Source organism: Nonomuraea sp. NPDC050547 (assembly GCF_044457345.1).
Lineage (GTDB): Bacteria > Actinomycetota > Actinomycetes > Streptosporangiales > Streptosporangiaceae > Nonomuraea.
Genome location: NZ_JBITGW010000013.1, coordinates 277,642 through 299,663, shown reverse-complemented (window position 1 = coordinate 299,663; position 22,022 = coordinate 277,642). Strand labels below are relative to the sequence as shown.

22 protein-coding genes are annotated in these 22,022 nt (G+C 67.8%); 6 read left to right on the top strand and 16 right to left on the bottom strand.

Annotated elements, in window-relative coordinates:
* The first annotated feature begins 49 nt into the window (after positions 1–49).
* Positions 50–907, top strand: coding sequence for an alpha/beta fold hydrolase (locus tag ACIBHY_RS31490; protein ID WP_397308584.1), 858 nt, complete (start codon positions 50–52; stop codon positions 905–907).
* Positions 908–1,007: 100 nt separating this feature from the next.
* Here ACIBHY_RS31490 and ACIBHY_RS31485 read toward each other — a convergent pair whose 3' ends face one another.
* The 10 genes from ACIBHY_RS31485 to ACIBHY_RS31440 all read right to left on the bottom strand — a co-directional run bounded on the left by ACIBHY_RS31485 (position 1,008) and on the right by ACIBHY_RS31440 (position 12,003).
* A complete protein-coding gene (locus tag ACIBHY_RS31485) occupies positions 1,008–1,808 on the bottom strand; it encodes a BTAD domain-containing putative transcriptional regulator (protein WP_397244037.1) in 801 nt (266 codons plus the stop codon).
* A gap of 396 nt (positions 1,809–2,204) precedes the next feature.
* Entirely contained in the window at positions 2,205–2,981 is a 777-nt protein-coding gene (locus ACIBHY_RS31480) for a sulfotransferase family protein (RefSeq protein WP_397308583.1), read from the bottom strand.
* The gene (locus ACIBHY_RS31475; protein WP_397308582.1) at positions 2,978–4,141 is read right to left on the bottom strand and encodes an endonuclease/exonuclease/phosphatase family protein; all 1,164 of its coding nucleotides are present in this window, start codon (positions 4,139–4,141) and stop codon (positions 2,978–2,980) included. The genes ACIBHY_RS31480 and ACIBHY_RS31475 overlap by 4 nt, the downstream gene beginning before the upstream one ends.
* A 13-nt stretch (positions 4,142–4,154) precedes the next feature.
* Complete coding sequence (locus ACIBHY_RS31470) at positions 4,155–5,120, bottom strand: lysylphosphatidylglycerol synthase domain-containing protein (protein WP_397244043.1); 966 nt, start codon at positions 5,118–5,120, stop codon at positions 4,155–4,157.
* Positions 5,121–5,122: 2 nt separating this feature from the next.
* The gene (locus tag ACIBHY_RS31465; protein ID WP_397244045.1) at positions 5,123–6,298 is read right to left on the bottom strand and encodes a glycosyltransferase family 4 protein; all 1,176 of its coding nucleotides are present in this window, start codon (positions 6,296–6,298) and stop codon (positions 5,123–5,125) included.
* 45 nt (positions 6,299–6,343) lie between these two features.
* A complete protein-coding gene (locus tag ACIBHY_RS31460; RefSeq protein ID WP_397308581.1) occupies positions 6,344–7,312 on the bottom strand; it encodes a UbiA prenyltransferase family protein in 969 nt (322 codons plus the stop codon).
* A gap of 20 nt (positions 7,313–7,332) precedes the next feature.
* Entirely contained in the window at positions 7,333–8,373 is a 1,041-nt protein-coding gene (locus ACIBHY_RS31455) for an NAD-dependent epimerase/dehydratase family protein (RefSeq protein ID WP_397244049.1), read from the bottom strand.
* On the bottom strand, positions 8,355–9,797 hold the full coding sequence (locus ACIBHY_RS31450) for an aspartate aminotransferase family protein (protein ID WP_397244051.1): 1,443 nt from the start codon (positions 9,795–9,797) through the stop codon (positions 8,355–8,357). Before ACIBHY_RS31450 ends, ACIBHY_RS31455 begins: the two co-directional genes overlap by 19 nt.
* Before the next feature lie 478 nt (positions 9,798–10,275).
* Entirely contained in the window at positions 10,276–11,487 is a 1,212-nt protein-coding gene (locus ACIBHY_RS31445; RefSeq protein WP_397244053.1) for a serine hydrolase domain-containing protein, read from the bottom strand.
* Positions 11,488–11,595: 108 nt separating this feature from the next.
* A complete protein-coding gene (locus ACIBHY_RS31440) occupies positions 11,596–12,003 on the bottom strand; it encodes a MerR family transcriptional regulator (RefSeq protein WP_397244055.1) in 408 nt (135 codons plus the stop codon).
* A 58-nt stretch (positions 12,004–12,061) separates the two neighbouring features.
* Between ACIBHY_RS31440 and ACIBHY_RS31435 the strand changes: the two genes are divergently transcribed.
* Together ACIBHY_RS31435 and ACIBHY_RS31430 are read left to right on the top strand one after the other, a co-directional pair.
* Positions 12,062–12,769: an SDR family oxidoreductase gene (locus ACIBHY_RS31435; protein ID WP_397308580.1), complete on the top strand. Its 708-nt coding sequence runs from the start codon at positions 12,062–12,064 to the stop codon at positions 12,767–12,769.
* 198 nt (positions 12,770–12,967) lie between these two features.
* Entirely contained in the window at positions 12,968–13,534 is a 567-nt protein-coding gene (locus tag ACIBHY_RS31430; protein WP_397244059.1) for a dihydrofolate reductase family protein, read from the top strand.
* 132 nt (positions 13,535–13,666) lie between these two features.
* Here the strand turns inward: ACIBHY_RS31430 and ACIBHY_RS31425 are convergent, their stop codons facing one another.
* Together ACIBHY_RS31425 and ACIBHY_RS31420 are read right to left on the bottom strand one after the other, a co-directional pair.
* Positions 13,667–14,674, bottom strand: coding sequence for an RNA polymerase subunit sigma-70 (locus ACIBHY_RS31425; RefSeq protein WP_397308579.1), 1,008 nt, complete (start codon positions 14,672–14,674; stop codon positions 13,667–13,669).
* 101 nt (positions 14,675–14,775) lie between these two features.
* Positions 14,776–15,867: a hypothetical protein gene (locus ACIBHY_RS31420; protein ID WP_397244063.1), complete on the bottom strand. Its 1,092-nt coding sequence runs from the start codon at positions 15,865–15,867 to the stop codon at positions 14,776–14,778.
* 235 nt (positions 15,868–16,102) lie between these two features.
* Here ACIBHY_RS31420 and ACIBHY_RS31415 point away from each other — a divergent pair, with 235 nt between their 5' ends.
* Positions 16,103–16,417: a hypothetical protein gene (locus tag ACIBHY_RS31415; protein WP_397308578.1), complete on the top strand. Its 315-nt coding sequence runs from the start codon at positions 16,103–16,105 to the stop codon at positions 16,415–16,417.
* Between the two features lie 8 nt (positions 16,418–16,425).
* Here the strand turns inward: ACIBHY_RS31415 and ACIBHY_RS31410 are convergent, their stop codons facing one another.
* The gene (locus ACIBHY_RS31410; RefSeq protein ID WP_397308577.1) at positions 16,426–17,703 is read right to left on the bottom strand and encodes an NB-ARC domain-containing protein; all 1,278 of its coding nucleotides are present in this window, start codon (positions 17,701–17,703) and stop codon (positions 16,426–16,428) included.
* A 213-nt stretch (positions 17,704–17,916) separates the two neighbouring features.
* Between ACIBHY_RS31410 and ACIBHY_RS31405 the strand changes: the two genes are divergently transcribed.
* Positions 17,917–18,717 carry a DUF4097 family beta strand repeat-containing protein gene (locus ACIBHY_RS31405; RefSeq protein WP_397308576.1) on the top strand — a complete coding sequence of 267 codons (801 nt, stop codon included), beginning with the start codon at positions 17,917–17,919 and terminating at the stop codon, positions 18,715–18,717.
* A 60-nt stretch (positions 18,718–18,777) separates the two neighbouring features.
* On the opposite strand, the gene ACIBHY_RS31400 is transcribed toward ACIBHY_RS31405, so the two are convergent.
* A complete protein-coding gene (locus tag ACIBHY_RS31400) occupies positions 18,778–19,212 on the bottom strand; it encodes a GNAT family N-acetyltransferase (protein WP_397308575.1) in 435 nt (144 codons plus the stop codon).
* Positions 19,209–20,600, bottom strand: coding sequence for an MFS transporter (locus ACIBHY_RS31395; RefSeq protein WP_397308574.1), 1,392 nt, complete (start codon positions 20,598–20,600; stop codon positions 19,209–19,211). Before ACIBHY_RS31395 ends, ACIBHY_RS31400 begins: the two co-directional genes overlap by 4 nt.
* A gap of 89 nt (positions 20,601–20,689) precedes the next feature.
* Here ACIBHY_RS31395 and ACIBHY_RS31390 point away from each other — a divergent pair, with 89 nt between their 5' ends.
* Complete coding sequence (locus ACIBHY_RS31390) at positions 20,690–21,268, top strand: TetR/AcrR family transcriptional regulator (protein ID WP_397244075.1); 579 nt, start codon at positions 20,690–20,692, stop codon at positions 21,266–21,268.
* An 18-nt stretch (positions 21,269–21,286) separates the two neighbouring features.
* On the opposite strand, the gene ACIBHY_RS31385 is transcribed toward ACIBHY_RS31390, so the two are convergent.
* Positions 21,287–21,919: a dihydrofolate reductase family protein gene (locus ACIBHY_RS31385; RefSeq protein WP_397244077.1), complete on the bottom strand. Its 633-nt coding sequence runs from the start codon at positions 21,917–21,919 to the stop codon at positions 21,287–21,289.
* Positions 21,920–22,022 lie beyond the last annotated feature (103 nt).

The following is a 22,022-nucleotide window of genomic DNA, read 5'->3' as shown; positions in this document are numbered from 1 at the left end:
CGCGTCTATACTTTTTGGCGGAAGCAGTCTGCCGAGACGGGAGCACGCGATGGAACGCTGGATCGAGAGCAACGGGATCCGACTGTGGTGCGAGACCTTGGGAGATCCGGACGACCCGGCGATCTTGCTCGTGATGGGGCTCGGCGCCCAGGGAACCTCCTGGCCGGACGACCTGTGCGACATGCTCCAGGCCGGAGGGCGCTATGTCATTCGCTACGACAACCGCGACACCGGCCTGTCCGGCTCCGTCGACTACGAGACACGCCCATACACCCTGACCGACCTGGCCGACGACGCGATCGGCCTGCTCGACGGGCTGGGCGTCAAGGCCGCGCACGTGGTCGGAGCCTCGATGGGCGGCATGATCGCTCAGGAGATCGCCCTGGAACACCCTGACCGGGTGCGCACCCTGACGGCCGTCATGTCCGCGGCCGCCGCCGTCGACCCTCAGACCAGCAGCTTCCGCGGCTCCGAGCGCGACCCGCGACTGGTCGCGTGGGACGCCCGGCAGACCACCGACCCTCCCACCACCGACGAGCAGCGCATCCAGTCCCGGATCGACCTGGCCCGCATCCTGTCGGGCTCGATCGCCCCGTTCGACGAGGCGGCCACGCGCCGGGTCATCGAGCGGGAAGCGGCCCGAGCCGGCGACATGACCCACTCGATGCGGAACCACATCCTCGCGGTGATGGCCTCACGCGACCGTTCCGATCTTGTCGGCTCGATCACCGCCCCCACGCTGGTCATCCACGGCACGGAGGATCCCATGGCCCCCTTCGAACAGGGCCGCGCGCTGGCCGCGGCGATCCCCGGCGGCGTCCTGGTGCCCATCGAGGGAATGGGCCACGGCCTGCCCGCGCCGGCACTCCCCCGCATCGCCGCCGCCATCCTCCAGCACACCGCCTGAACCCCGCTGGAATCCCGGCCGGTGCCCGTTCCGGCGACCACCTGGCGTGCGCCGGCCGTCGGGGTATGTTCAGGTCGACGATTCGCCCAGGATCGGGGAGCTATGTCGGCTGAGGTACGGGCTCCGCCAGCACACCGGTCGGCCGGCGAAGCGCGAGCACGGGATCGTCGTGCAGGACCGCGGCGTGGAGTTGCCGAAGCCGAGGCCCGGGAGCGATGCCGAGCTCGTGGGCCAGCCGCCTGCGAACGCGCGTGTAAGCGTCCAGTGCCTCGGCGCGACGGCCGGACCGGTAGAGCGCGACCATGAGCAGGGCCCAGAGTTCCTCGCGCAGGGGATGATGCGTGACCAGCCGGTGCAGGTCGTCGGAGGCCGCCGCGTGCTCGCCGAGCCGGATTCTCGTCAGGTGGTACTGCTCCAACGCCCACAACCGCCGCTCGCTCAGCCGGGTGAGCTCCGAACGCAAGGCAGGCCCCGCCCGGCCGCCCTGCACGGGTGCGCCCCGCCACAGTCCTACCGCCTCCCGCAGTACGGTCACCGCCCGAGGCAGGTCATCGGCGGCGAGCACGCGCTCGGCATCGTCCAGTAACCTCTCGAAGACTTCGGCGTCCAGTTCGCCGGGCTGAACCACGAACAGGTAGCCACCGCTGCGGGTGAGCAGCCGGTCTCCGCCGCCCAGGAACGCGTGCAGGCGACGGCGCAGACTGCACACATAGCTCCGCAGATTGGTTTCCGGAGATGCCAGCGGGCGATCCCACACGGATTCGACGAGATAGCCGACGCTCACGGGCTCGTTCGCATGCAACAGCAGCGCGCCGAGCAGGGTCTGTTCCCGCGCCCCACCGAGGTTGACGCGAGTACCGTCCTTGAGCACTTCCATGGCACCCAACAGCCGGAACTCCACCTGTCCTGTCACCCCAGAGTTCAGCATGTCAATGCCCCGATCCTCCCGACGATTTCGAACCGGCCGCCTGCGATGTGGAGCATAAAACCTCCGTAGTTGATATTTGCTTACCGGTAGGCGTCAACCCTTCGCGCAGCGTGTGACAGAGCGGCCATTCCCGTGGTCATCGCGAATTGATATGTCGTGCTGGACGCTAGCCTGGCGCGCTTTTGATCCGTTATCGACCATCGACACGGCCCGCAGTTCTGGCGGGCACCGATGGTTATGGAACGCGCACAACGGACCGCGGCCATGTCGATTCGGAACCGGATGAGGCGGCGCGATGACGAAGGCCCCGGTGACCTGCACCCACGCGACGGCTGGGCACGATGACCTTCGTCCGGCGAGATCGTCTTCTCAGGACGAGGCGGACTGTCCGACTTCACGCCCCGGCCAGGGCCTCGTCCGGCCCAGGAGCAGCGGTACGGCCCTTCCGCCGAAACCGCCGCGGCTTCTGCGGTACTCCGCTGTGTCGTTCATCCGGGGGAACGGCTCAGCCGGCACCGGTACATCGAGGAATTCGCAGAGAGGCTCCCAGCCCGCGCGAACGTCGAGAACGAGTAGCCGGTCAGAGGGAACGGTCTCCTGAATCAGAGCCGTGTGCTCCTGGAACAGCTCGATGGCGCGTTGCGGTTTCCGCTCGGCCACCAGTCGCTGGGCCCGCGCTTCGAGCGTGAGCTGAAAGAGCCTGACAAGTGGAGCGAGATCCGTACCGGCCATCGACGACAGGAGGACGGCGGCCCTGCCTGGTAGCGAATTGACGCGCCCGCGCCGCTTGAAGAGCGTCTTCTGCATGCTGTCCAGCCAGCGCTCGGGGTCGCGCACCGTGTGGACGACCTTCACCTCCGGATAACTGTGGAAAATCCTCTGCCAGCAGGCGGAGGCCGGTTCGCCGAGAAGTGATTCATAGCCGTCGAGGATGTCTCCCCAATGCGCCGAGTCATCCTGCATGATCCCAAGAAGCGGCCGGATCAACTCAGTTCTGCTAAATATCTCCCCCGCGCTGAAGCACGGTCCGAACCCGAGCCGTACCAGCGCGACCTCAAGGGAGGTCGTTCCCGTACGGCCGAGCCCGGTAGCCATGACCTGCATCGTGCCTGTTCCTTTCTCGTCGGCCGCGCTGTCCTTGGTCACGAGGGACGGAGAACGTCTACGCGGAACTGCTGGGCCAAATGGTCGGAGAAGGCCCCTCCACCGGCGAGCTGGTGGTTCGAGACGGCCACGTCGCCCTTGGTGTACAGCCAATCGAGACGCCACAGCGGGGGCAACGAGTAGTCGCGGACAGGCCACGTGTGAGGTGGTGCCATGGAGCCCTGGGGCCAATACGCCTGCGTACCGGCTCCGAGGGGGTACAGCTCCATCCAGGGCGTGTTGAAGTCACCTGCCAGCACCGCCGGATGGGGATTGCCGGCGATATCCGTCCGCAATCCGTGCAACTCCTTGAGCCGCCATTTGGCCTGTTCCTCAAGGAGCGGGAGGGTCTGGTTCGTGAAGACGCCGGAGAGACTTCCGCGAAAGGGGTTGTCCCCCAGCCGGAAGGGCGTCGGCAGATGAACGTTGTAGAAAGAGACCGTGCGCCCATCGACCCGGATGTCGGTGCGCTGGGCCTTGGCCGCCTTCCAGAACCAATCCGACCCAGTATCGGGAAGTTGCTGATGGTGCGTCGCGACGATGGGCAGCCGAGAAAGAGTGACGAATGTACTGTCAACGGACAGTTGGTATCCCGGGAACTCCGCGCGCAACCGAGCCGATTCATCAATGCGGAACACGTGATTGTACGGCGCGGCCTCCTTCGCGTAGAGATATTCCTGCAAGAGATAGACATCGGCATTCTGCCGTCGCAGGAAGGCGTAGAAGGCTTCCTTGTCATCCCACATCTGCCAATATCCGGTGTTCCACGAGAACACCTTGATCCCCCCGGGGGCGCTTGTGGTGGTACCCGACCATCCACGGCCATAGCCAGCCAGATAGCCCCCGACCACCAGCAGGCAAACCAGGACAATCGACAGCCAACGGCGGACCGGGCGCGCGAACCACACGAATACGAGGAGCAGCAGCGGCACCGCCACCGCCGCCACCGGAGGGGTGGCTTCGAAGATGGACCACACCCACCAGCGTCCGGCGAACAGGATGAGCAAGCCGAGGTAGGTGATCCACGCCGCTGTGGCGGCTACGAGGAGTCGCGTTCCCCTGCACCAGCGGCGGGCCGTCGGAATCTGTTGTGGATCCCCGGTGACGTCTTCGCCGGTCGAGGACAAGGACGAATGGGCTTCTGGCGCCTGCGTGTTCTCCATCGAAACGTGCGTCCTAACTAGCCTGTCGATAGCGTGCCTGACGGTTTCTCGCTGTTCTGCCGCCCTTTACGCAGCGAATTCCGGCCAGCAACCCCAGAACGCCCAGGGTCGCGCCCACGTGGCCCAAGGTCGTGATGGCCCGGCTCAACAACAACAGAGTGACCAGATCCGGGCCACCGAGCAGGACGCCGAAGGTGAGGCTGAGCACGGCCTCGCGTACCCCCAAGCCGGCGGGCGCGAACGACAGCCCTCCGGCAACGGCGCTCAGCGCGAAGCCCCCCACGCCAAGCGTCATGGCAGACATCGCCGGCGCGCCAAGGGCGATCCCGATGACCGCCGCATGCAGGCCCGTGCACCACCATCCAAGGACGCTCAGGGCGATCACCGCCGTTGACACCTTGCCGGTGGGAAGCGTGATCTCACGCTCGCCACGTCGCAATATCCGCTGGCCGAGTCCGATCAGTCGTCTCAGCAGGGGCGGCGCCAGCATGACCGCATAGGCGCAGAGCAAAGGTGGCAGTATCAGCCACCATTGAGGACCGTTCGACACCAGTTGCGGGAGGGCGAGCAACCCGACCATGGTGCCGCCGATCGCGGTCATGATCATCGTCGCCAGGCCCGCACCGAGAAGCCCGGTCGCCGGCACCCCAACCTTCCGCGCGAGCGCGGCTTGGGTGACAGTGGGCCACATCGCTCCGGGAAGATAGATCGTCACTCCGGAGACGAAGAAGAGCCAGGCCGCATCGGAAAGAGCAAGGCGACCGCAGGTACGCGTTACCAGCAACCGCCATCCGAAGAATCCAGGAAAATTCCCCAGCACGGTGAGCCCCACCGCGAGACCAACGGCGCCCAGACCCACGGAACTCAGGCTGTCTTCAAGCTCATGTCGTACGCGCCATACCTGCCAGCACAAGAAGATGGCGAGGGCCAAATAGATGACCACTCTCAGAAGCTTGAATGCGCCCTTCGACGAACGCACCGCTAGCGCACCATCGTGGTCTGACGATGCGAACCGATCAAGAAGGGACGATCCTGGAGGGGAACAAGCTGATGGAACAGCTCCTCGTAGGCCTTGAAGCAGATTTCCCTGTCGTAGAGTTCCCGAGCCCGACGCCCTCCCTCCGCGCGCTCTTCAGGAGTCAGCGCCGCAAGCTCGGTGATCGCGCGGGCCAGCGCGTCAGGATCATGCATAGGAACCCGGCGACCGAACCCCGTTTCCATAACGGGAGAGCGCCCTCCGGGAAGGTCCGTGGTGACCGACGGGACGCCGACCATCATCGCTTCCGCCTGGACGATGCCGAAGGACTCCCAGATAGACGGCAGAGCGAAGACGTCGATGGACGCATAGAAGTCGTCGATCTGGGCTCCGCGCAGCATGCCGAGCATCCGCACCCGATCGTCGTCGCCGATGAGCGGACGAAGCCGATCTTCAATTCCGCCGCCGGCCACCTCGACCCAGTCGCCACCGATCAGCAATCGAGCATCCGGATCATCAAGCAGCTGAAAAGCCCGGATCAAATATTCGATCCCTTTTTCTTCTACAATGCGGCCGAGGAATCCGATATGCAGCCCCGGTCCGTCACGGTAGCTCGGCTCAGCCCCACGACGATCAAGGCACGGTGGCGCGATCCCGCGCCAGTGCCTCCGCCTGATCATGGACCACAGCTTGGAGCCACGTGCCTGATCAGCGCTGTTCAGGACGATGGCATCGGAAAACCGCATGGCCAACCACGTGGAACGATCGACCGCACGCGTCGCGACCGCATTCACCATTCCTGACGGCAGCCATAGGTCGGTGTGGTGCGTTATCACCAGCGGCCGATCTCGCACGCTCAGCGTGATCGGCGCCACTTCGAGCATCGGCACATGCAGGTTGACGATGGCCGACCGGCGGGCGACCCGTCGAACAAGTGGCACGAACTGCGGACTCACCGGCCCCCTCCCGATTCTGCAGCGGACGGGGCTGCGGAAGATCGAGACACCGGATCGGAACTCTCGAAGAGGCAGCGACTCATCGTGCTGGACGGCCACGACCGCCACCCGGCTCCCGCGCTTGGCCAATCCCTCAGCCAGCGTCTGGGCATATATCGTCAGTCCGCTGACGTACGGCGCGTAATAGTTGATGATTATCGCTACGTCGAACTCATGGACACTCATAACAGTCTTCGGTTCCTCATGTGGGACGCGGCGAAGGTCTGGAATTTACACAAAGACAGAACTGTGATGAAGCATGAATGGGATGCTGAGCGTAATCGCCCACAACGCGGAAGCGCACAGCAGGGCGCGGTCACGAAGCAGGTTCCGCACCGGATCGCCGTTGTTTCGGTCCATAAGCTGGATCTGCAGATACCGGAAGACGATGAAGAGCGCGAACGGGGCGGACAGCACCATCGCCGTCTGGCCGTAGTCGCGGCTCAGCGGAGCGCCGGTGCCCAGATACATAAGGCCGGAGATGAGCGCGAACACCGCTGTGACCTGCATCAGCCAGCTGGTCAGCTCCACCGTGTAGCCGTGTAGCGCCGGCCGGTGCGTGGCTCCCGCACCCAGGAGTTCCTGGCGTCGCTTGCCGATGAGAAACAGGACGGATATGGCGAACACCGTGACCAGCAGCCAACCGGCGATGGCTCCGCCGATCGCCAGGTAACCCTGGACGACCCGGAGCACGAAGCCCAGCCCCACCGCGCCCAGGTCCACGAGCGGAACGTGCTTGAGAACCAGGCTGTAGGCCACGTTGAGCCCCAGGTACGCCAGCACGGGCCAGCTCGGAAAGGGTGCGAAGACCAGCACCGCGCCAAGCGAGGCGAGCAGTCCGACGCAGTAGAGGTACCCCACCGATACCCGAACCCGGCCGGAGGCGATGGGGCGATGGCGCTTAATCTCATGGCGGCCGTCACGGTGCCGGTCGACGATGTCGTTGCCGACGTACACCGCGGCGGAGGCCAGCATGAACGCGGTCACAGCCCACGCGATTCCGCCGGCCACTGTTATATTCCACGGCCAAGCATCGATAAGCGCGAGCGGCACGAAGATCAGCGCCTTGACAGAGTGCAGCGGCCGCGCCAAATGGACAAGATCCACGACCCACTGCAGCCGGCCGCCCGCGGCCTGATCCGGCGGTGAGTCCGGGTGCCGCGAGTTTCTTGGCACACCGGTAGATCCCATGACATGCATGTTGCAACCTCCGGCCCGGCTCAGAAGAAGATCTTCGCGAGTGACAATGCTCCCTGCCTCCAGGCATCGCGACTGGTCCGGCCCGCGGGCCCAGACGCCCCTTTCCTGCGCTGCTCCTGCCACCATTCGTAGGTGCGGAGGATCGCGTCTCGATTGGACAGCCGGGGCTGGAAGCCGAGCCGGTCGCGGGCTTTGTCGATGCTGACGTAAGAGTCGTCGAGCAGTTTGTGGGCCAGGCGCCCGTACACAGGAGAGAGTCGCATCCGCTCCAGAATGCGGAGCGCGCCCAGAGCCGGCCGAGCCGGGAGCGAGACCACCCGCTTGCCGTGGCCGGCGGCGTCGAGCACCGCCTGGAAATTGTCCCGCACCGTTCCGAACTCCGCGGCGGCGATGTTGTACGTGTCATCCGCTACGTCGGCCGGAGCCGACAGGACGCCGGCGACAGCGGCCACCAGGTCCTCGATGGCCAGCATCTGGTTGCGGGTATTACCATCGCCCAGAACAGGAAAGTTGCGTCCCTCGTCGGCCCATTCGAAGAGCATCGCGAACAGGCCCATCCGGCCGGGGCCGACGAAGGTCTTGGGACGCAGGATCGGAATGCACATTCCGTCCGCCCGGTATTTTTCCGCGACTTCCTCCGCCGCGCTCTTGGCCCGGGTGTACGGATCAACCGGCTCGCGTGGATGATCCTCCGGGGTGGGCACCAGCTTGGGCAGCCCATAGACGGCGGTCGACGATATGTGGACGAAGCGCTCGACGCCGGCGCGGCGACCGGCCTCAAGCGCACTGCGGGTGCCCTCGACGATCAAGTCATGGATCTGGGCGGCCGGGTAGGTGGGCAGTGCGCCGGCGCAGTGGACGACGGCGTCGGCCCCCGCCATCGCCTCGGCCAGCATCGCGGTGTCGCGGATGTCGCCGATCCGTTGCCGCCAGCCCTCCTCGGAGCCGGACGATGGACGCAGGTCCACGCCGAGAACGTCACGACCCTCACCGACGAGATGCCGGACCAGTTCGCCGCCGAGCATTCCGGCGCTTCCTGTCACTACGATCCGCTCGGCCATCGCGGCGTCACCTTCTCCCGTACGAACCGGACGAGGAGCCGCGACAGGCCCTTGGCCAAGGTCTGGTCCAGCGCGTCCAGGAAGTACTCGACATCCGCGGGCTCTGCCACCAAGGGGGGTGCCACGACGAGCGGGTTGCGGCCATTGAGGGTGTAATAGGCATAGACGTCGTGATCGTGATACAAAGCGTCGATGACCGCGCAGGTGATCAGCTTGACGCGGAAGTTCGGGTCACGAGCCAGGCCGCTGGGGGCCAACTTGGCCACGAGATCGAGGATCTTCGGCCCGCCGTCCAAGAAGACCCCGTACAGCGCACCGGCGCCACGCACCTCGGCCACCGAATTGCCATGCTCCTTGCGGATTCGATCCAGACCCGGCGCAAGGATCTGCTCGATGGCCCTCGCCCGTTTCGGATAGTCGTCCTCGACGGCGATATTGATGGCCTCTATGGCAGTGACGTTCTCTTCGCCGAACCCATAGTATGTCGTGCTCGTACTGAGCAGCAGGGAGTCGGTGAGATTGTCGTACGCCTTGCGAAATACCGGTTCTCTTGCGATGTATGCCGAGACCGAGGATTTGCCACCGCCAAAGGATTTCGACGTCGTGAGAACATCCGGGACGAGATCGGGATAGCGCATGAAGTAGAACAGGCTCCCGGCCTTGCCCCATCCAGTATAGATCTCGTCGAAAATCAGAATGATTTCTTCTTTGGTGCAGAGCTCTCGCAGCCCGCGAAGGAACTCTTCCGAGCACAGCTGCATCGTTGACGCGCTGAACGGCTCGATAAGAATGGCATACACATCGCAGCCACCGTCCTGGCGGCGAGCCCGAGAAACCGCATCCCGCACCGAGTCGAGGTCATCGTACCGAAAACTCCCGATACCGGGGATCGTGGGAAAGGCGAAGTGCCTCTGTGCCCCGCCCGTGAGGCCGGAGGACCCGAGCAGCTTGCCATGAAAGCTGATGTCGGCGTGGAGGATCTGACCTCTTCTGCCCTCGTGGTATTTGTACGCCAACTTGACCGCGCCCTCGACGGCCTCGGCACCGGAGTTCGGGAAGAACGACATGTTCAGATCGCCCGGCAGCAACTGGGCGAGGTTGTGGCTGAGCGCGGCGACGTAGGGAGAGAAATAGGTCTTGTGCACCTCCATGCGCTGCCGGTCGGCGAAGCGGCGCCGAGCGGCCAGAATGCGCGGATGGTTGTGCCCGTGATTGAGAACTCCGACCCCTCCGGTGACATCAAGAATACGGCGGCCGTCACGCGTCCAGATCCACGCGCCCTCGGCCCGGTCGACCAGTTCACGACCGAAACCGAACGAGGTCATGAGGGATACCTGACTGCGGCTGACGTATCTCCGGTACAGGTCATGAACTTGGCTTGCGGTGAGACGCTCACACTCATCGACGGTGATCAGCTCAGACACGTGGATGTTCCCTTTCCCAGGCGCGAAGACCGCATGCACATCGGTAATCACTCGCGGATACGCGCCATTGATAGCGCGTCACGCCTGCTCCCTGACTGGTGTTGGTGTCCTCCCGCGCGTGGCGTTTCCAGGCTGACAGGATCACCGCCCAATTCCCGCCCAACTTCCGCCCAAGGCGGGTGGAGAGCCGATTCGGCCATGGTGCGTTCTGGGTTCCACGGGTGTTTCGGGAAATGCACCCGCGCCACCTGCTCCAGCGCTCGCTCCCGGCCGGTGAACCATGGTGCCGGGCAGTGCAACATCCCCAGCCGGCCTCAGTGGCGGGCCGTTGTCCCGGATCGCGGCCGAGCGCCTCCGGCGCCATGTCGTGCGTTTCTCAAGCTCGATGTTCGTGGCGGCCGCCGTACCGCAGCACTCGGTGTGTCAAGCAGAACGGGCGGCCGGGCGGAACTCCGCCCGGCCGCCCGTGCCCCCGTGTCTACGCGCTCATCGTGAAGCCGAACTCCGCTTCGGCGATGTTGAAGGGCACGTCCCAGTTCTTCGCCTCGGTGTTGGTGTGGAAGGCGAAGGCGACCCCGCTGTCCGGGTTGCTCAGGGCGAAGAACATGTGTCCCCAGTAGCTGCCGGCCATGCCGCGGATGGTGAGTCCGCCCGTCACCGCCTTGTCGAGCTCGAACATGCCGAGGCCGTAGCGGGTGTGCGGCAGCCAGCCGGAGCCGGCGGTCGAGACCGTGGTCCACATCTTGCGGTGTTGTCCCGCAGGCAGCAGCGTGCCGCCGGCCAGGGCGTCGAGGAGCCGGATGGCGTCGCTGGTGGTCGAGACGATGTTCCCGGTCTCCCAGGAAGTGTTGAACTCGGTGACGTCGAGGGGAGCGAGCCCCGGCTCCTCGAACATCGACTCCCAGTTCTCGGTGGTGACGTCCGACGGGTCGACGCCGTCCTTGTAGAACTGGGTCGAGTACGCTCGCGGCGACGGACCGCGGTATCCCGTGTCCCCTCCGCTGCGCGGGTAGGTGTTGGTCAGGCCGAGCGGCTGGATGACCACACGCTGGATCTCCTCGGCGTAGCTGTTGCCGGTGATCTTCTCGATGATCGCATTGGCGATGGAGAAGCCGCCGTTGGCGTACTGGAAGCGCTCGCCGGGCTGCCCGACGGGCGGCTCGGACACCGCCAGCTTCAGCAGGTCCTCACGGGTCCATTCGTCGAAGCGGTGCTCGTCGAACGTGGACCGGCTGGCGTAGTTGCCGATCAGGCCCGGCGCGAGGCCCGTGGCGAACAGGCCGGCGGTGTTGCCGAGCAGGTGCCTGATGGTGATCCGGTCACCGTCGTAGCCGTTGGTCAGCACGCCGGGCAGCCACTTGTTCACCGGGTCCTCGAGGTCCACCCGGCCCTCGGCCTCCAGGGTGAGGAGCGTCGCGGCGGTGATGCCCTTGGCGCCGCTGCCGATGGGCAGGAACTCCCCCGGTACGCGCGGTGCTCCGGTCGTGAGGTCGGACACTCCGGCGGTGCCGAACCAGGAGCCGTCGGCGTTCTTGACCTCGATGGCGATGCCGGGGATGTCGAGCTCGGCCACCGCCCGGTCGAGGATCTGCTGGGTCTTGTCGTGCCCGTTGCCTGTCATGTCGTGCCTTTCGCGGAGCTGTTCTCTGACGCTCTCGACGATGCCGATCGACGATGACAGCGCACTCACAGCGCTACGACAGGCGGCGTGGTCCCTGTAAGCAGGGTCCTCACCTGGCTGGTGACCATAGGAGTGAGCTTCTGTCCCTGCTTCCCTTTACTTCGCGGGCCAGAGGGTTCACGGCGTGGCTGAGTGACTCGCGGGCGCAGCGACATCCTGGTCCTCGATCCACGCGCAGCCGCTGGCCGGCCCTCCGGTGGAGGCGATGACCGCGTCCAGGTTGTCACGGGTGCGGGTCAACGCGGTGATCTGCGCGTCGATGCGGTCGCGCTCGGCGGCCAGCCGGGCACGGGATTCGGGAGTGCTGACCTTGGCATCGACGCAGGGCAGCAGTTCGGCGATGGTCCGGCTGGACAGTCCGGCGGAGTAGAGCATCTGGATCAGTTCAACGCGGTCGGCCGCGGGCTCGGGATAGTGGCGCTGCCCGGACTCGCTCCGGTCCGCCTCCAGCAGCCCCTGCTCCTCGTAGTAGCGCAGGGCCCGTACGCTGACGCCCGATCGCGCCGCCAACTCGCCGATACGCACCGTGACCTCCATCACAACACTTGCCTCTGACGTCAACGTCAGGTTTTAGCCTACCGGCATGCAGATCAACGGAGCACATGTGCTGGTCACCGGCGCGAACCGGGGCCTGGGCCGGCAATTCATCCTTTCCCTCCTCGACCGCGGCGCCGGCAAGGTGTACGCCACGGCCCGCCGTCCGGAGCTCATCGACGTACCGGGAGTCATCCCGCTGCGCCTGGACATCACGGATCCGGCGTCGGTCGCCGCCGCGGCCGACGCGGCACCCGACGTCAAGATCGTCATCAACAACGCCGGCGTCTCCACCGGCGCGAACCTCATCACCGGCGACCTGGACACGATCCGCCGCGAGATGGACACCCACTTCTACGGCACCCTCAACATGATCCGCGCCTTCGCGCCCCAACTGGCCGACGGCGCGATCCTCAACGTCCTGTCCGCGATCTCCTGGCTCGCCTTCAACGGCGCGGGCGCCTACCACGCGGCCAAGGCCGCCGAATGGGCGCTCACCAACAGCGCCCGCCTGGAGCTGGCCGGCCAGCGCACCCTGGTGACGGGCCTGCACCTGGGCGCCGCGGACACCGACATGATGGCCTGGTACGACGGCGACAAGGCCGCCCCCGAGGCGATCGTCGCGGCGGCACTCGACGGCATCGAGGCGCACCGGCCGGAGGTGCTCGCCGACGCCTGGAGCCGCCAGGTGAAGGCGTGGCTGTCCGAGGACCCGAGCGTCATCTACCGGGAAGCAGAGGCCGCCCTCACGGCCTGACCTCAGACCCGGCCCCTTCGTCGTCGCCCTGGAGCCACGAGCCGGCGCCAGGCCGGGGGAAGCCGTACCGTGCGAGGGTGAGATCGAGAGCCGGTGGGTGGTGTCTGAGAACGCACTGGGTCCGGGACCGTGCACCGATGAGGTTTCCGCGCCGCGGCCGTCTGTATGTGTGAGACCGACTCACAGGAGGCTGGCACGATGCGGAAACTGATCTTCGGCATGAACCTGAGCCTGGACGGCTACATCGCCGCGCCCGGCGACGACATCGGCTGGAGCGGGCCGCCGAGCGACGAGCTGTTCCAGTGGTGGCTCGACGGGGAGCGGGCGAGCGGCCTGACGCTGTACGGGCGCAAGCTGTGGGAGACGATGAGCTCCTACTGGCCGACCGGCGACCAGCAGCCCGACACCACCCCGGCGCAGGTCGAGTTCGCGCGGAACTGGCGGGACACGCCGAAGGTGGTGTTCTCCTCGACGGTCGACAAGGTCGACTGGAACACCCGCCTGGTCACCGGCGACGCGGTCGCCGAGATCACCCGGCTCAAGGCCGAGGACGGCGCCCCGATGACCATCGGCGGCGCGACGCTCGCCGGGGCGGCCATGCGGGCCGGGCTGATCGACGAGTACGCCATGGCCACCTACCCGGTCCTGGTGGGCGCCGGCACGCCGTTCTTCACGGCACTGGACAGCTGGGTGAACCTGACCCTGGTGGAGACACGCACGTTTCCCGGCGGCGTGGTGCTGACTCGCTACGAGACGAGGCGATGAGCACGGGCCACGTGCCCGGCTCGTGACGCCGGCCGTTGAGGACGACGTTCTTCGGAGGCCCCGCCGGTGACGCCGGCGGGGGGGTGGTGGTGGTGACTTCGGTGACGGCGGCCGTGCGCCGGATTCGTCTGATCACAGTGTCGGGGGCAGGCCCAGCCATGGTTGGCCGGTGACGTCGAATCCGGTGAGCTCGGCGATCTTCCCGTCGACGATGCGCAGGACCGCGATGGCGAACAGCCGGTACTCGGGGTCGCCGGGGGCGCGGAGGTACAGCGCGGCGGCAGGCATGCGGTTGACCGTCGTGGTGATGCCGCGCCAGTCGTCGTGGCCGCGTTGGAAGAGCCCGCCGGAGACCCAGCCGTCCACCGCGTCTTCGGCCGTCGTGATCAAGGTGCCGGACTCGGGCAGCATCGCGAAGCGCAGGTCGTGGCGCAGGAGGGACGTCAGCCCGTCGAGGTCGTTGCGCTCATGGGCGTCGATGTACGACTTCACCACTCCGCGCTCGTCCTTCGACAGCTCGTGGGTGGCGGGGCTCCGCCAGTCGAGGCGGCGGCCGGGTAGCTGTTCGCGCATCGTCACGCGCGCCCGCTGCAGTGCGCTGGTCACCGATGCGACGGTCAGCTCCAGGGCGTCGGCGGCCTTCGACGCCGGCCAGCCCAGGACATCGCGCAGGATGAGCACCGCCCGCTGCCGCGGCGGCAGGTGCTGGACGGCGACGATGAACGCCAGCTCGATCGTCTCCCGCGCCACGACCGACTCCTGCGGGTCCTCGGGGAGCATCCGGTCGGGGTACGGCTGCAGGTACAGCACCTCGGAGGCGGGGTCCGGCAGCTCCGACAGCACGGGTGTGCGGTCGTTGCGCTTCTCCAGGAAGTCGAGGCAGGCGTTCGTCGCGATCCGGTACAGCCAGGTCCGCAGCGCGGCATGGCCCTTGAACGTCTCCCGCTTGTTCCACGCTCGCAGGAACGTCTCCTGCGTCAGGTCCTGCGCGTCCTCGTAGTTCGCGAGCATCCGGTAGCAGTGCACCTGCAGCTCACGGCGGTGGTGCTCCGTGAGGAGCGCGAACCTCGCCGTGTCGTCCGAGCGGACCGCGGCGATGAACACGGCCTCGTCGGAGCCCGGCTGTATGGCGTCGGTCATGGTCATCCATCCTTCCACCGGTGCGAGGGGGCACCAGAACTGACGACGTGGCGGAGGATTTCTGATCGGCGGGATCTGCGCGCCGGTTCCGGTGGCCTTGGCTAGGGCCGCCGTCTCCAGGTGTAGGGCGCGATCGCCGCAGTGTCCACGTCGGTGTCGGGCCAGCGGCGGCGCAGTACCTCGGCCGTCGACCGGCACCAGCCGGCGAAGTGGGGGAAGACCTCGGAGGCGGTGCGCGCCCCGGCCTCCAGACCGGCCACCAGCTGGAGCCGGGAGTCGTCGCCGGGCTCGCGCGCCTCCCGCCTGCGCAGGTCGTTGGCGCGGATCGCGGTCCAGACCGCCGCCGCCGAGGCGAGGCCGTACCCGAACCTCCGGTTGTCCTCGGCTTCGGGGACGCCGCGCGCCAGGGCGGAGCGGAACGCGGTGATCTGACGCTCCCCGGAGACCGCCATCCACTGTGGGCCGGGGACGGTGAACCCGGCCGCGGCGGTGAGCGCATGGCGGAAGCCCGCCCCCTCGAAGTCGATCAGCCGGCCGTCGCCGTCCGGCAGGGTGAGGTAGTTGTGCGCCTCGGGGTCGCCGTTGGTGAGGACGAGGAAGGGCCCGGGCTCGGCGAGTTCGGTTCCGGCGGCGCGCAGGTCGCGCTCCGCGGCGTCCGGCATCGGGACGCCGAACTCCATGGCCCGTTCGGGCGCCGTGCGCCACAACCCCGTCCAGGCGTGCTCCCCGTCGCCGAGGTCCCGTGCGGGGGTGCCCAACTCGGTGCGGCGCGCGGCGAAGTCCGCGGCGCGGCCGGCGGAGGCGGCGGCGATCTCGCCCTGGGTGACGGCGAACTCGGTGAGCCGGTCGTCCAGCTCCGGGGTGAGGCCGTCGCGGCGCAGCAGCCGGGAGAGCTCGGTGCGCGGGGCGAGGTCCTCGAACACCAGCATCCGGGTATCGGGCGGAGCGGCGAGCAGCCGGGGGCCCAGGTCCTCCTCGAGCAGTTCCAGCGCGGCGCGCTCGCAGCGCATCAACTCCGCGGCGGAGCGCAGGCCGTAGCCGTCGGGGCGCGGGCGCTTGACGATGACGAGGCAGCCGTCGGCGAGATGGACGCGGAGCACCCAGGGGTGCCCGTCCAGCTCCTCCAGGCGGGCGACGGGGACGGCGAGCAGATCCTCGATCTCAGCGGAAACGACATCCACGGGTGAGGGCATCGGCGGATTGTCGCACGCCCGCGTCATCGTCAAGCCGTGAGCGTGCCGGGCAAAGCCGCGCTGATGTTGACGCCAACTGTCTGGACTCGCCGACAAATCAAATGATTATGATGGTATAACGCGTTTCCCACGATGACACGCGGTCAACAGACTCTCGTTCGAGAGGGTGCGGCAGTAGAAACTCCAAGATTCATCTTCATGAGGACCGGATGCCTTCATGAGGAAGGAGACGAGGATGTACGGAAAACGTGCGCTATTTGCCAGTCCGCTGATCGCCACCCTCCTGTTCGGGACGGCCGGGACCGCGCAAGCCTCGGTCGTTCCGAGGTCCGTAAGCGTCGACGACAGTCAGATCACGGCGGCTTCGAACGCCGCTCCGCCCGTCTGCAGAAATCTCGGGAAAAAGCAAAGGAAGATCTGCTCGAACGGCTACGCCGAGGGATTCGCAGCCGGAGCGAAATGCAACAATCCCTACTATCAGCCATCTAACCAAGAGGCTTACAACATCGGCTTCGCCGCGGGATTCAGGGCGGGCCAGAGAACGTGCTAGACCGCGTCTCAGGGGCAGGCGTCGTGGATCTCGGTGAGTTCGGCGGCGTACGCGCGCAGCAGGCCGTGCTGCCGGTAGCGGCCTGGCGTCGGCTCGGCGAGCAGGTGCGCGTGGTGGAGTTCGGTCAGGAGGCGGTGCGCCTGCCGCGCCGGTAGTCCGGCCAGGCCGGCGGCAGCGGGGACGCCGATGTCGTGGTCTGGATGGAGGCTGAGCAGCCGGAACATGCGGGCCGCCGCCGCGCTCAGGATGCGGTAGGACCAGGAGAAGACGCCGCGGAGGTCGGCGAAGCTGTCGTGCCCCGACAGTGCGTCCAGCCGGCCGCCGGTGGCGCGTAGCTCCGCGGCGAGCGCGCCGAGGCTGAAGCCGCGGTGGGTCGCGGCGCGTGCGGCCATGATGCACAGCGCGAGCGGAAGACCTCCGCACAGAGCGGCGATCTCGGCGACGGCCTGCGGTTCGGCGTCGGCGCGTACGGAGCCGAGCCGCCCGGTCAGCAGTTGCCGGGCGTCGGCGTCGGGCAGCGGGTCCAGGACCACAGGCGCGGCGCCCGCGGCGATGAGGCCGGGCAGCTGGTTGCGGCTGGTCACGATGACGAGGCAGCCGGTGCCGCCGGGCAGGAGCGGTCGCACGTGCGCGGCGTCGCGCGCGTTGTCGATGACGATCAGAAGGCGCCTGCCGGCCATCGCGCTGCGCATCATCGCCGCCGCCGCGTTCGTGTCGGCGGGAACCCGCTGCCGCGGTACACCGAGTGCGTGCAGGAAGTTCCGGATCGCTTCCGCCGGGTGCAGGGGCTGGGGGTTCGGATCGAACCCGTGCAGGTTGACGTAGAGGTGACCGTCGGGGAAGCGGTCCGCGACGCGGTGGGCCCAGTGCACGGCGAGCGCGGTCTTGCCGATGCCGGCGCATCCGACGACGGCCAGCACCTCGGCGGTCGCCCGGGCGGCGTCCAGGGCGGACAACTCCGTGCGGCGGCCGACGAAAGGCGCCGTCGCGCGCGGGAGTTGCCGGGGTGCGGCGGCGTCGCCGGCCGGTGCGATGCCCGCCCGCGCCGTGGTGATGAGTCGTCTCTGCTCCGCGGCGTTCAGGCTCAGCGCCGCGGCCAGCAGAGACAGGGAGGTGCCGCGCGGGCGGTGCGGATGGTCCCCCTCCAGCCTGCGTATGGTGCGGACGCTCAAGCCGGCCCGCTCGGCCAGTTGTTCCTGGGTCAGCAGTGCCCGCTCCCGCCACCCTCGTAGCATCGCCCCGAGGGAGGGGCCGGTGAACTCCTGCACGATGGGCTCCTCGGTCATGACCGCGCGCCGCCGGGGCCGGTGCGGGTTCCGTGATCCAACGATCGATCCGGCGCCGCACAAACGGCAGATGCGGAACGCACGGATGTCCCATGCGTGTCGATCGATGAAGCCTTGGCGCAGGCGCGGAAGGCAGGCGGAAATGTCCGGTCTTTGTCCTGGACCGGGGTCACTTGTGAGTATCAGGATGTCGACCGTGCGAAGGGCCATGGCATGCGACACCGCTCATCTCGGGTACGCGGCGTGAAGGCGTTCAACACCCCGAAGCCGATCCAGGCCGTCATCGACGTGGCGGCGGGAGACGTCCGGGTCGAGGCGGAGCGCCGTGCGGACACGCGGATCCGGGTGAACCCGCTCGACCCGGCCGACGACGATGACGCCACGGCGGCCGGCCTGGCCGAGGTGGCGTTCGCCGGCGGCCGCCTGCGGGTGAGTATGCCGCGCCCCCGGCGCTCCGGGGCGATCGAGGTGAAGATCCAGCTCCCCGAGGGTTCCGACCTGGCGATCGACCTGTCGGCAGGTCGGGTACGGGCCCTCGGCCGCCTCGGGGAGACCAGGATCCACACCGCCCAAGGCGCGATTCAGCTTGACCAGACCGCCAGGCTTGACGTGGAGTCCGGCTCCGGCGAGGTGGACGTCGCCGCCGTCGAGGGTCCTGCCGTCATCACGATGGGCGCCGGTGACCTCTGCCTCGGCGAGGCCGCCGGCGGCCTGCGGGTCACGACCGGCCGCGGGCGGGTCGAGGTCGGCCGGGCCCACTCCGACGTCGAGATCACGGCCGCGGACGGCGACATCGTCCTCGGCGAGGTGGCCAGAGGCTCGGTGACACTCGTCGCCTCGGGGCGGGTCGAGGTCGGCGTCAGAAGGGGCAGTGGCGCCCGGCTCAGCCTCGACTCCACGTACGGCGCCGTACGCAACCTGCTGAAGGCGTGGCCACCGCCGGAGGAGAGCGTGGAGATCCACGCCTCGGCCGTGTACGGCGACGTGGTGGTACGACCGCACGTGCGGAAGTAGGAGGGAGGAGCCCCCGACCCCCGACCGCCTCGCCGGCCGGGGGTGTTCGGCGGCGACAGGCTACGCGGGCTTCCAGCGGCCGATCTTCTTGGTGACAAGGGCGGCGCCGATGCGTCTGTAGAAGCGCTGCGCGGCGACGTTGGCCTCGGCCACCTCCCAGCGGATGAGCTTGCCGGCGGCGGCCTCGGCCGTGGCCAGCATCAGCCGCTCTCCTACGCCGCGGCCGCGTTCGGTGGCGGCCACGAACAGATCGTCCAGCGCGAGGTAGTCCTCACCGGACCAGAAGTTGATGCGTTGCATCCAGGAGACGTAACCGATGGCCCGGCCGTGCCGCTCGGCGATGAGATAGGTGATCTCGGGGCGCGCGAGCATCCGCTCGAGGCCGGTGACCGTCACCGTGATGGCGGCGGCCTGATCCTGGTTCTCGGCCAGATCGAGGATGAGGGCGTGCAGGATGGAGGCGTCGACAGGCGTCGCACGGCGGATCTCTGTCATGGTGTGCCTTTCACTGGGAAGGGGGCCCGGCCGGGTGTCACCAGGAAGGTGACGGCCACGCCGAATGCCGCCGCGACGGCGGCCACGGCGAATCCGCCGGCGAAGCCGTTCACTGGACTCCCCGCACCCACCAGGCTCGCGGCGGCGACGCTCGACACGACGGCGGCGCCGAGCGAGGCGCCGAACTCGTGGAAGGTGCTCACGATGCCGGAGGCGATCCCGGCCTCATGAGGTGCCACCTGGCCCAGCGCGGTGGCCGAGGCGACGACGAACATCGAACCCGTGCCGGCCGCCGCGACCGACACGCCGGCCACGACGGTGACGGGATGCATCGACAGCGCCGGTACGGCCATGCCGACGGCGGCGATCGCCGGGCCCGCGACGGCCAGGGCTCGCGGGCTCCACCGGCCCATCAGGCGGCCGGTGAGGTTGGCCCCGATCATCGTGGCCACCGCCACCGGCAGGAACAGCAGCCCGGTCTGCAGGGCGCCGTACCCGCGAGCCTGCTGGAAGTAGAAGGTGCCCAGGAAGAACACCGCGATCATCAGAGCCGTCGCCGTCAGGATGAGGAACGCGCCGGTCGCGACGGGCCGCCGTACCAGCAGCCGGACGTCCATCAGCGGCGAGTGGGCCCGCCGCTGCCACACCACGAACAGCACGTACCCCACGGCGCCGGCCAGGACGAGCAGGCCCGTGAGCCCGGTGAGCCACCCTCGCTCGCCGGCGGCGATGAAGGCGTAGATCAGCGACGCGGAGGACGCCGTCACCAGAACCGCGCCGAGGACGTCGAGCCGCGGCCGGTCGGCGGTCCATGCCTGCCGCGCCGGCAGGAGAGCGGCGAGCACGACGGCGATCACCAGCCCGATGGGCACGTTGACATAGAAGACCCATGACCATCCGGGCCCCGCCGTGAGCAGGCCGCCCAGCAGGACCCCGAGAGCGGCGCCGCCTCCGCCGAGGGCGGACCAGATGCCCAGAGCCCGGTTCCGCTCCTCCCCGTCGAACAGGCCCACCACCAGTGACAGCGCCGCGGGAGACAGCAGGGCCGCGCCGACGCCTTGAGCGATGCGGCCGCCGACCAGCATGGCCGCCGACCCCGCCAGCCCGGTGCCCAGCGATGCCGCGGTGAAGACGAGAAGCCCGGTCAGCATGACCCGCTTGGGGCCGACCAGGTCCGAGATCCGGCCGCCGAGCAGCATCAGCCCGCCGAAGGTGAGGGTGTAGGCGCTGATCGTCCAGGTCATCGCCTCGCGGCTGAGGCCGAGTTCCGCCTCGATGTGGGGCAGCGCGATGGCGACGACGGTGACGTCGAGGATCAGCATGAGCTGGGCCACGCCGAGCAGGCCCAGGATGCGCCATCGCGCCGGATGCGCGGCTGACTGGTTCATTGATGCTTCCATTCCAGTAACTCGTACTCCATGTACGATTTTTGCCACCACTATAACTCGTACTCACACATACGCGTTAGGGTGCTGTCATGGTTGAGCCGTCCGCACGCCCCAAACGCCGGGCCGATGCCCAGCGCAGCATCGCCACCATCGTGGCCGCCGCCCGCGAACTGCTGAGCAGGGATCCGAACGCGAAGACGGACGACATAGCGAAGGCCGCGGGCGTGGGGCGCATGACCCTGTACGGGCACTTCGGCACCCGGGCCGAGCTCATCGACGCGGCGCTGGTGGAGGCGCTGAGAGCCGGTGACGAGGTCCTGGCGTCGATCGACCTGACCGGAAACGCCCGCGAGGCGATGACCCGCCTGCTGGTTTCGAGCTGGCAGACCATGGCCGAGTCCGCGGCGCTGCTGGCCGCGGCAGAGGAGATCCTCCCCGCGGGACGGGTCAGGGAACTGCACGAGAAGCCTGCCCGGCGCATCACGGAACTCATCCGCCGAGGCCAGGATCAAGGCGTCTTCCGCACCGACCTGCCGCTGGAGTGGCTGGTCAACGTGGTCCACTACATCCTGCACGGAGCGGCGACCGAGGTGCGCGCGGGGCGCCTGGCTCCGGCGGAGGCCGCCGAGGTGGTGGCCAGATCCGTACAGTCGCTGCTGACCGGCTGAGCACCTCGGCCACGCGCGCTACTTCACATGCTTCATGTCCGCCGTGGACGTTCCATAGCGCAGGCGCCCGTTGGGCCGGTACACCTGGATCATCACGCCACCGGGCGTGGTCCGCGACTCGATCAGATCGAGCGTCAGGTCCGGGCCGTCGTCGGGAAACAGCCGCGTGCCCTGGCCGACGACCGCGGGGAAGATCAGCAGATTGATCTCGTCGACCAGATCTCGGCCGAGCAGCCATCGGACCAGAGCACCGCTGCCGTGCACCTGGAGTTCGCGTCCCGGCCCGGCCTTCAGCTCACCGACGGCCGCCGCGACGTCCGTGGACAGGACCGTCGTGCCGGCCCACGGCGGATCGGTGAGCGTGGCCGACGCGACGTACTTGGGCTTGGTGCTCAGCGCCGTCCCGATGGGGTTGATGCCGGGATCCGGCATGATCCCCCAGGAACCGGCGAAGATCTCGTAGGTCCGCCGGCCAAACAGGAAGGCGTCCGCACGCTCGAAGAGCCGGCTGAGAAAGGCGCCTGCGTGGGAGTCCAGCAGCGGCGTGGTCCAGCCGCCCCGTTCGAATCCGCCGCTGCGATCCTCGTCCGGAGTGCCGATCCCCTGCATCACTCCGTCAAGTGAGACGAACGTGGTCGTCGTGAGTTTCACGATGCCCCCTTGATAATCCGACCGCGGATGATCTGTGCCCGTCCGAGTTTGGAAGGGGATGAGACAGAGGACCAGGCCACCGAGCGGCCATTCACCGGCCGCG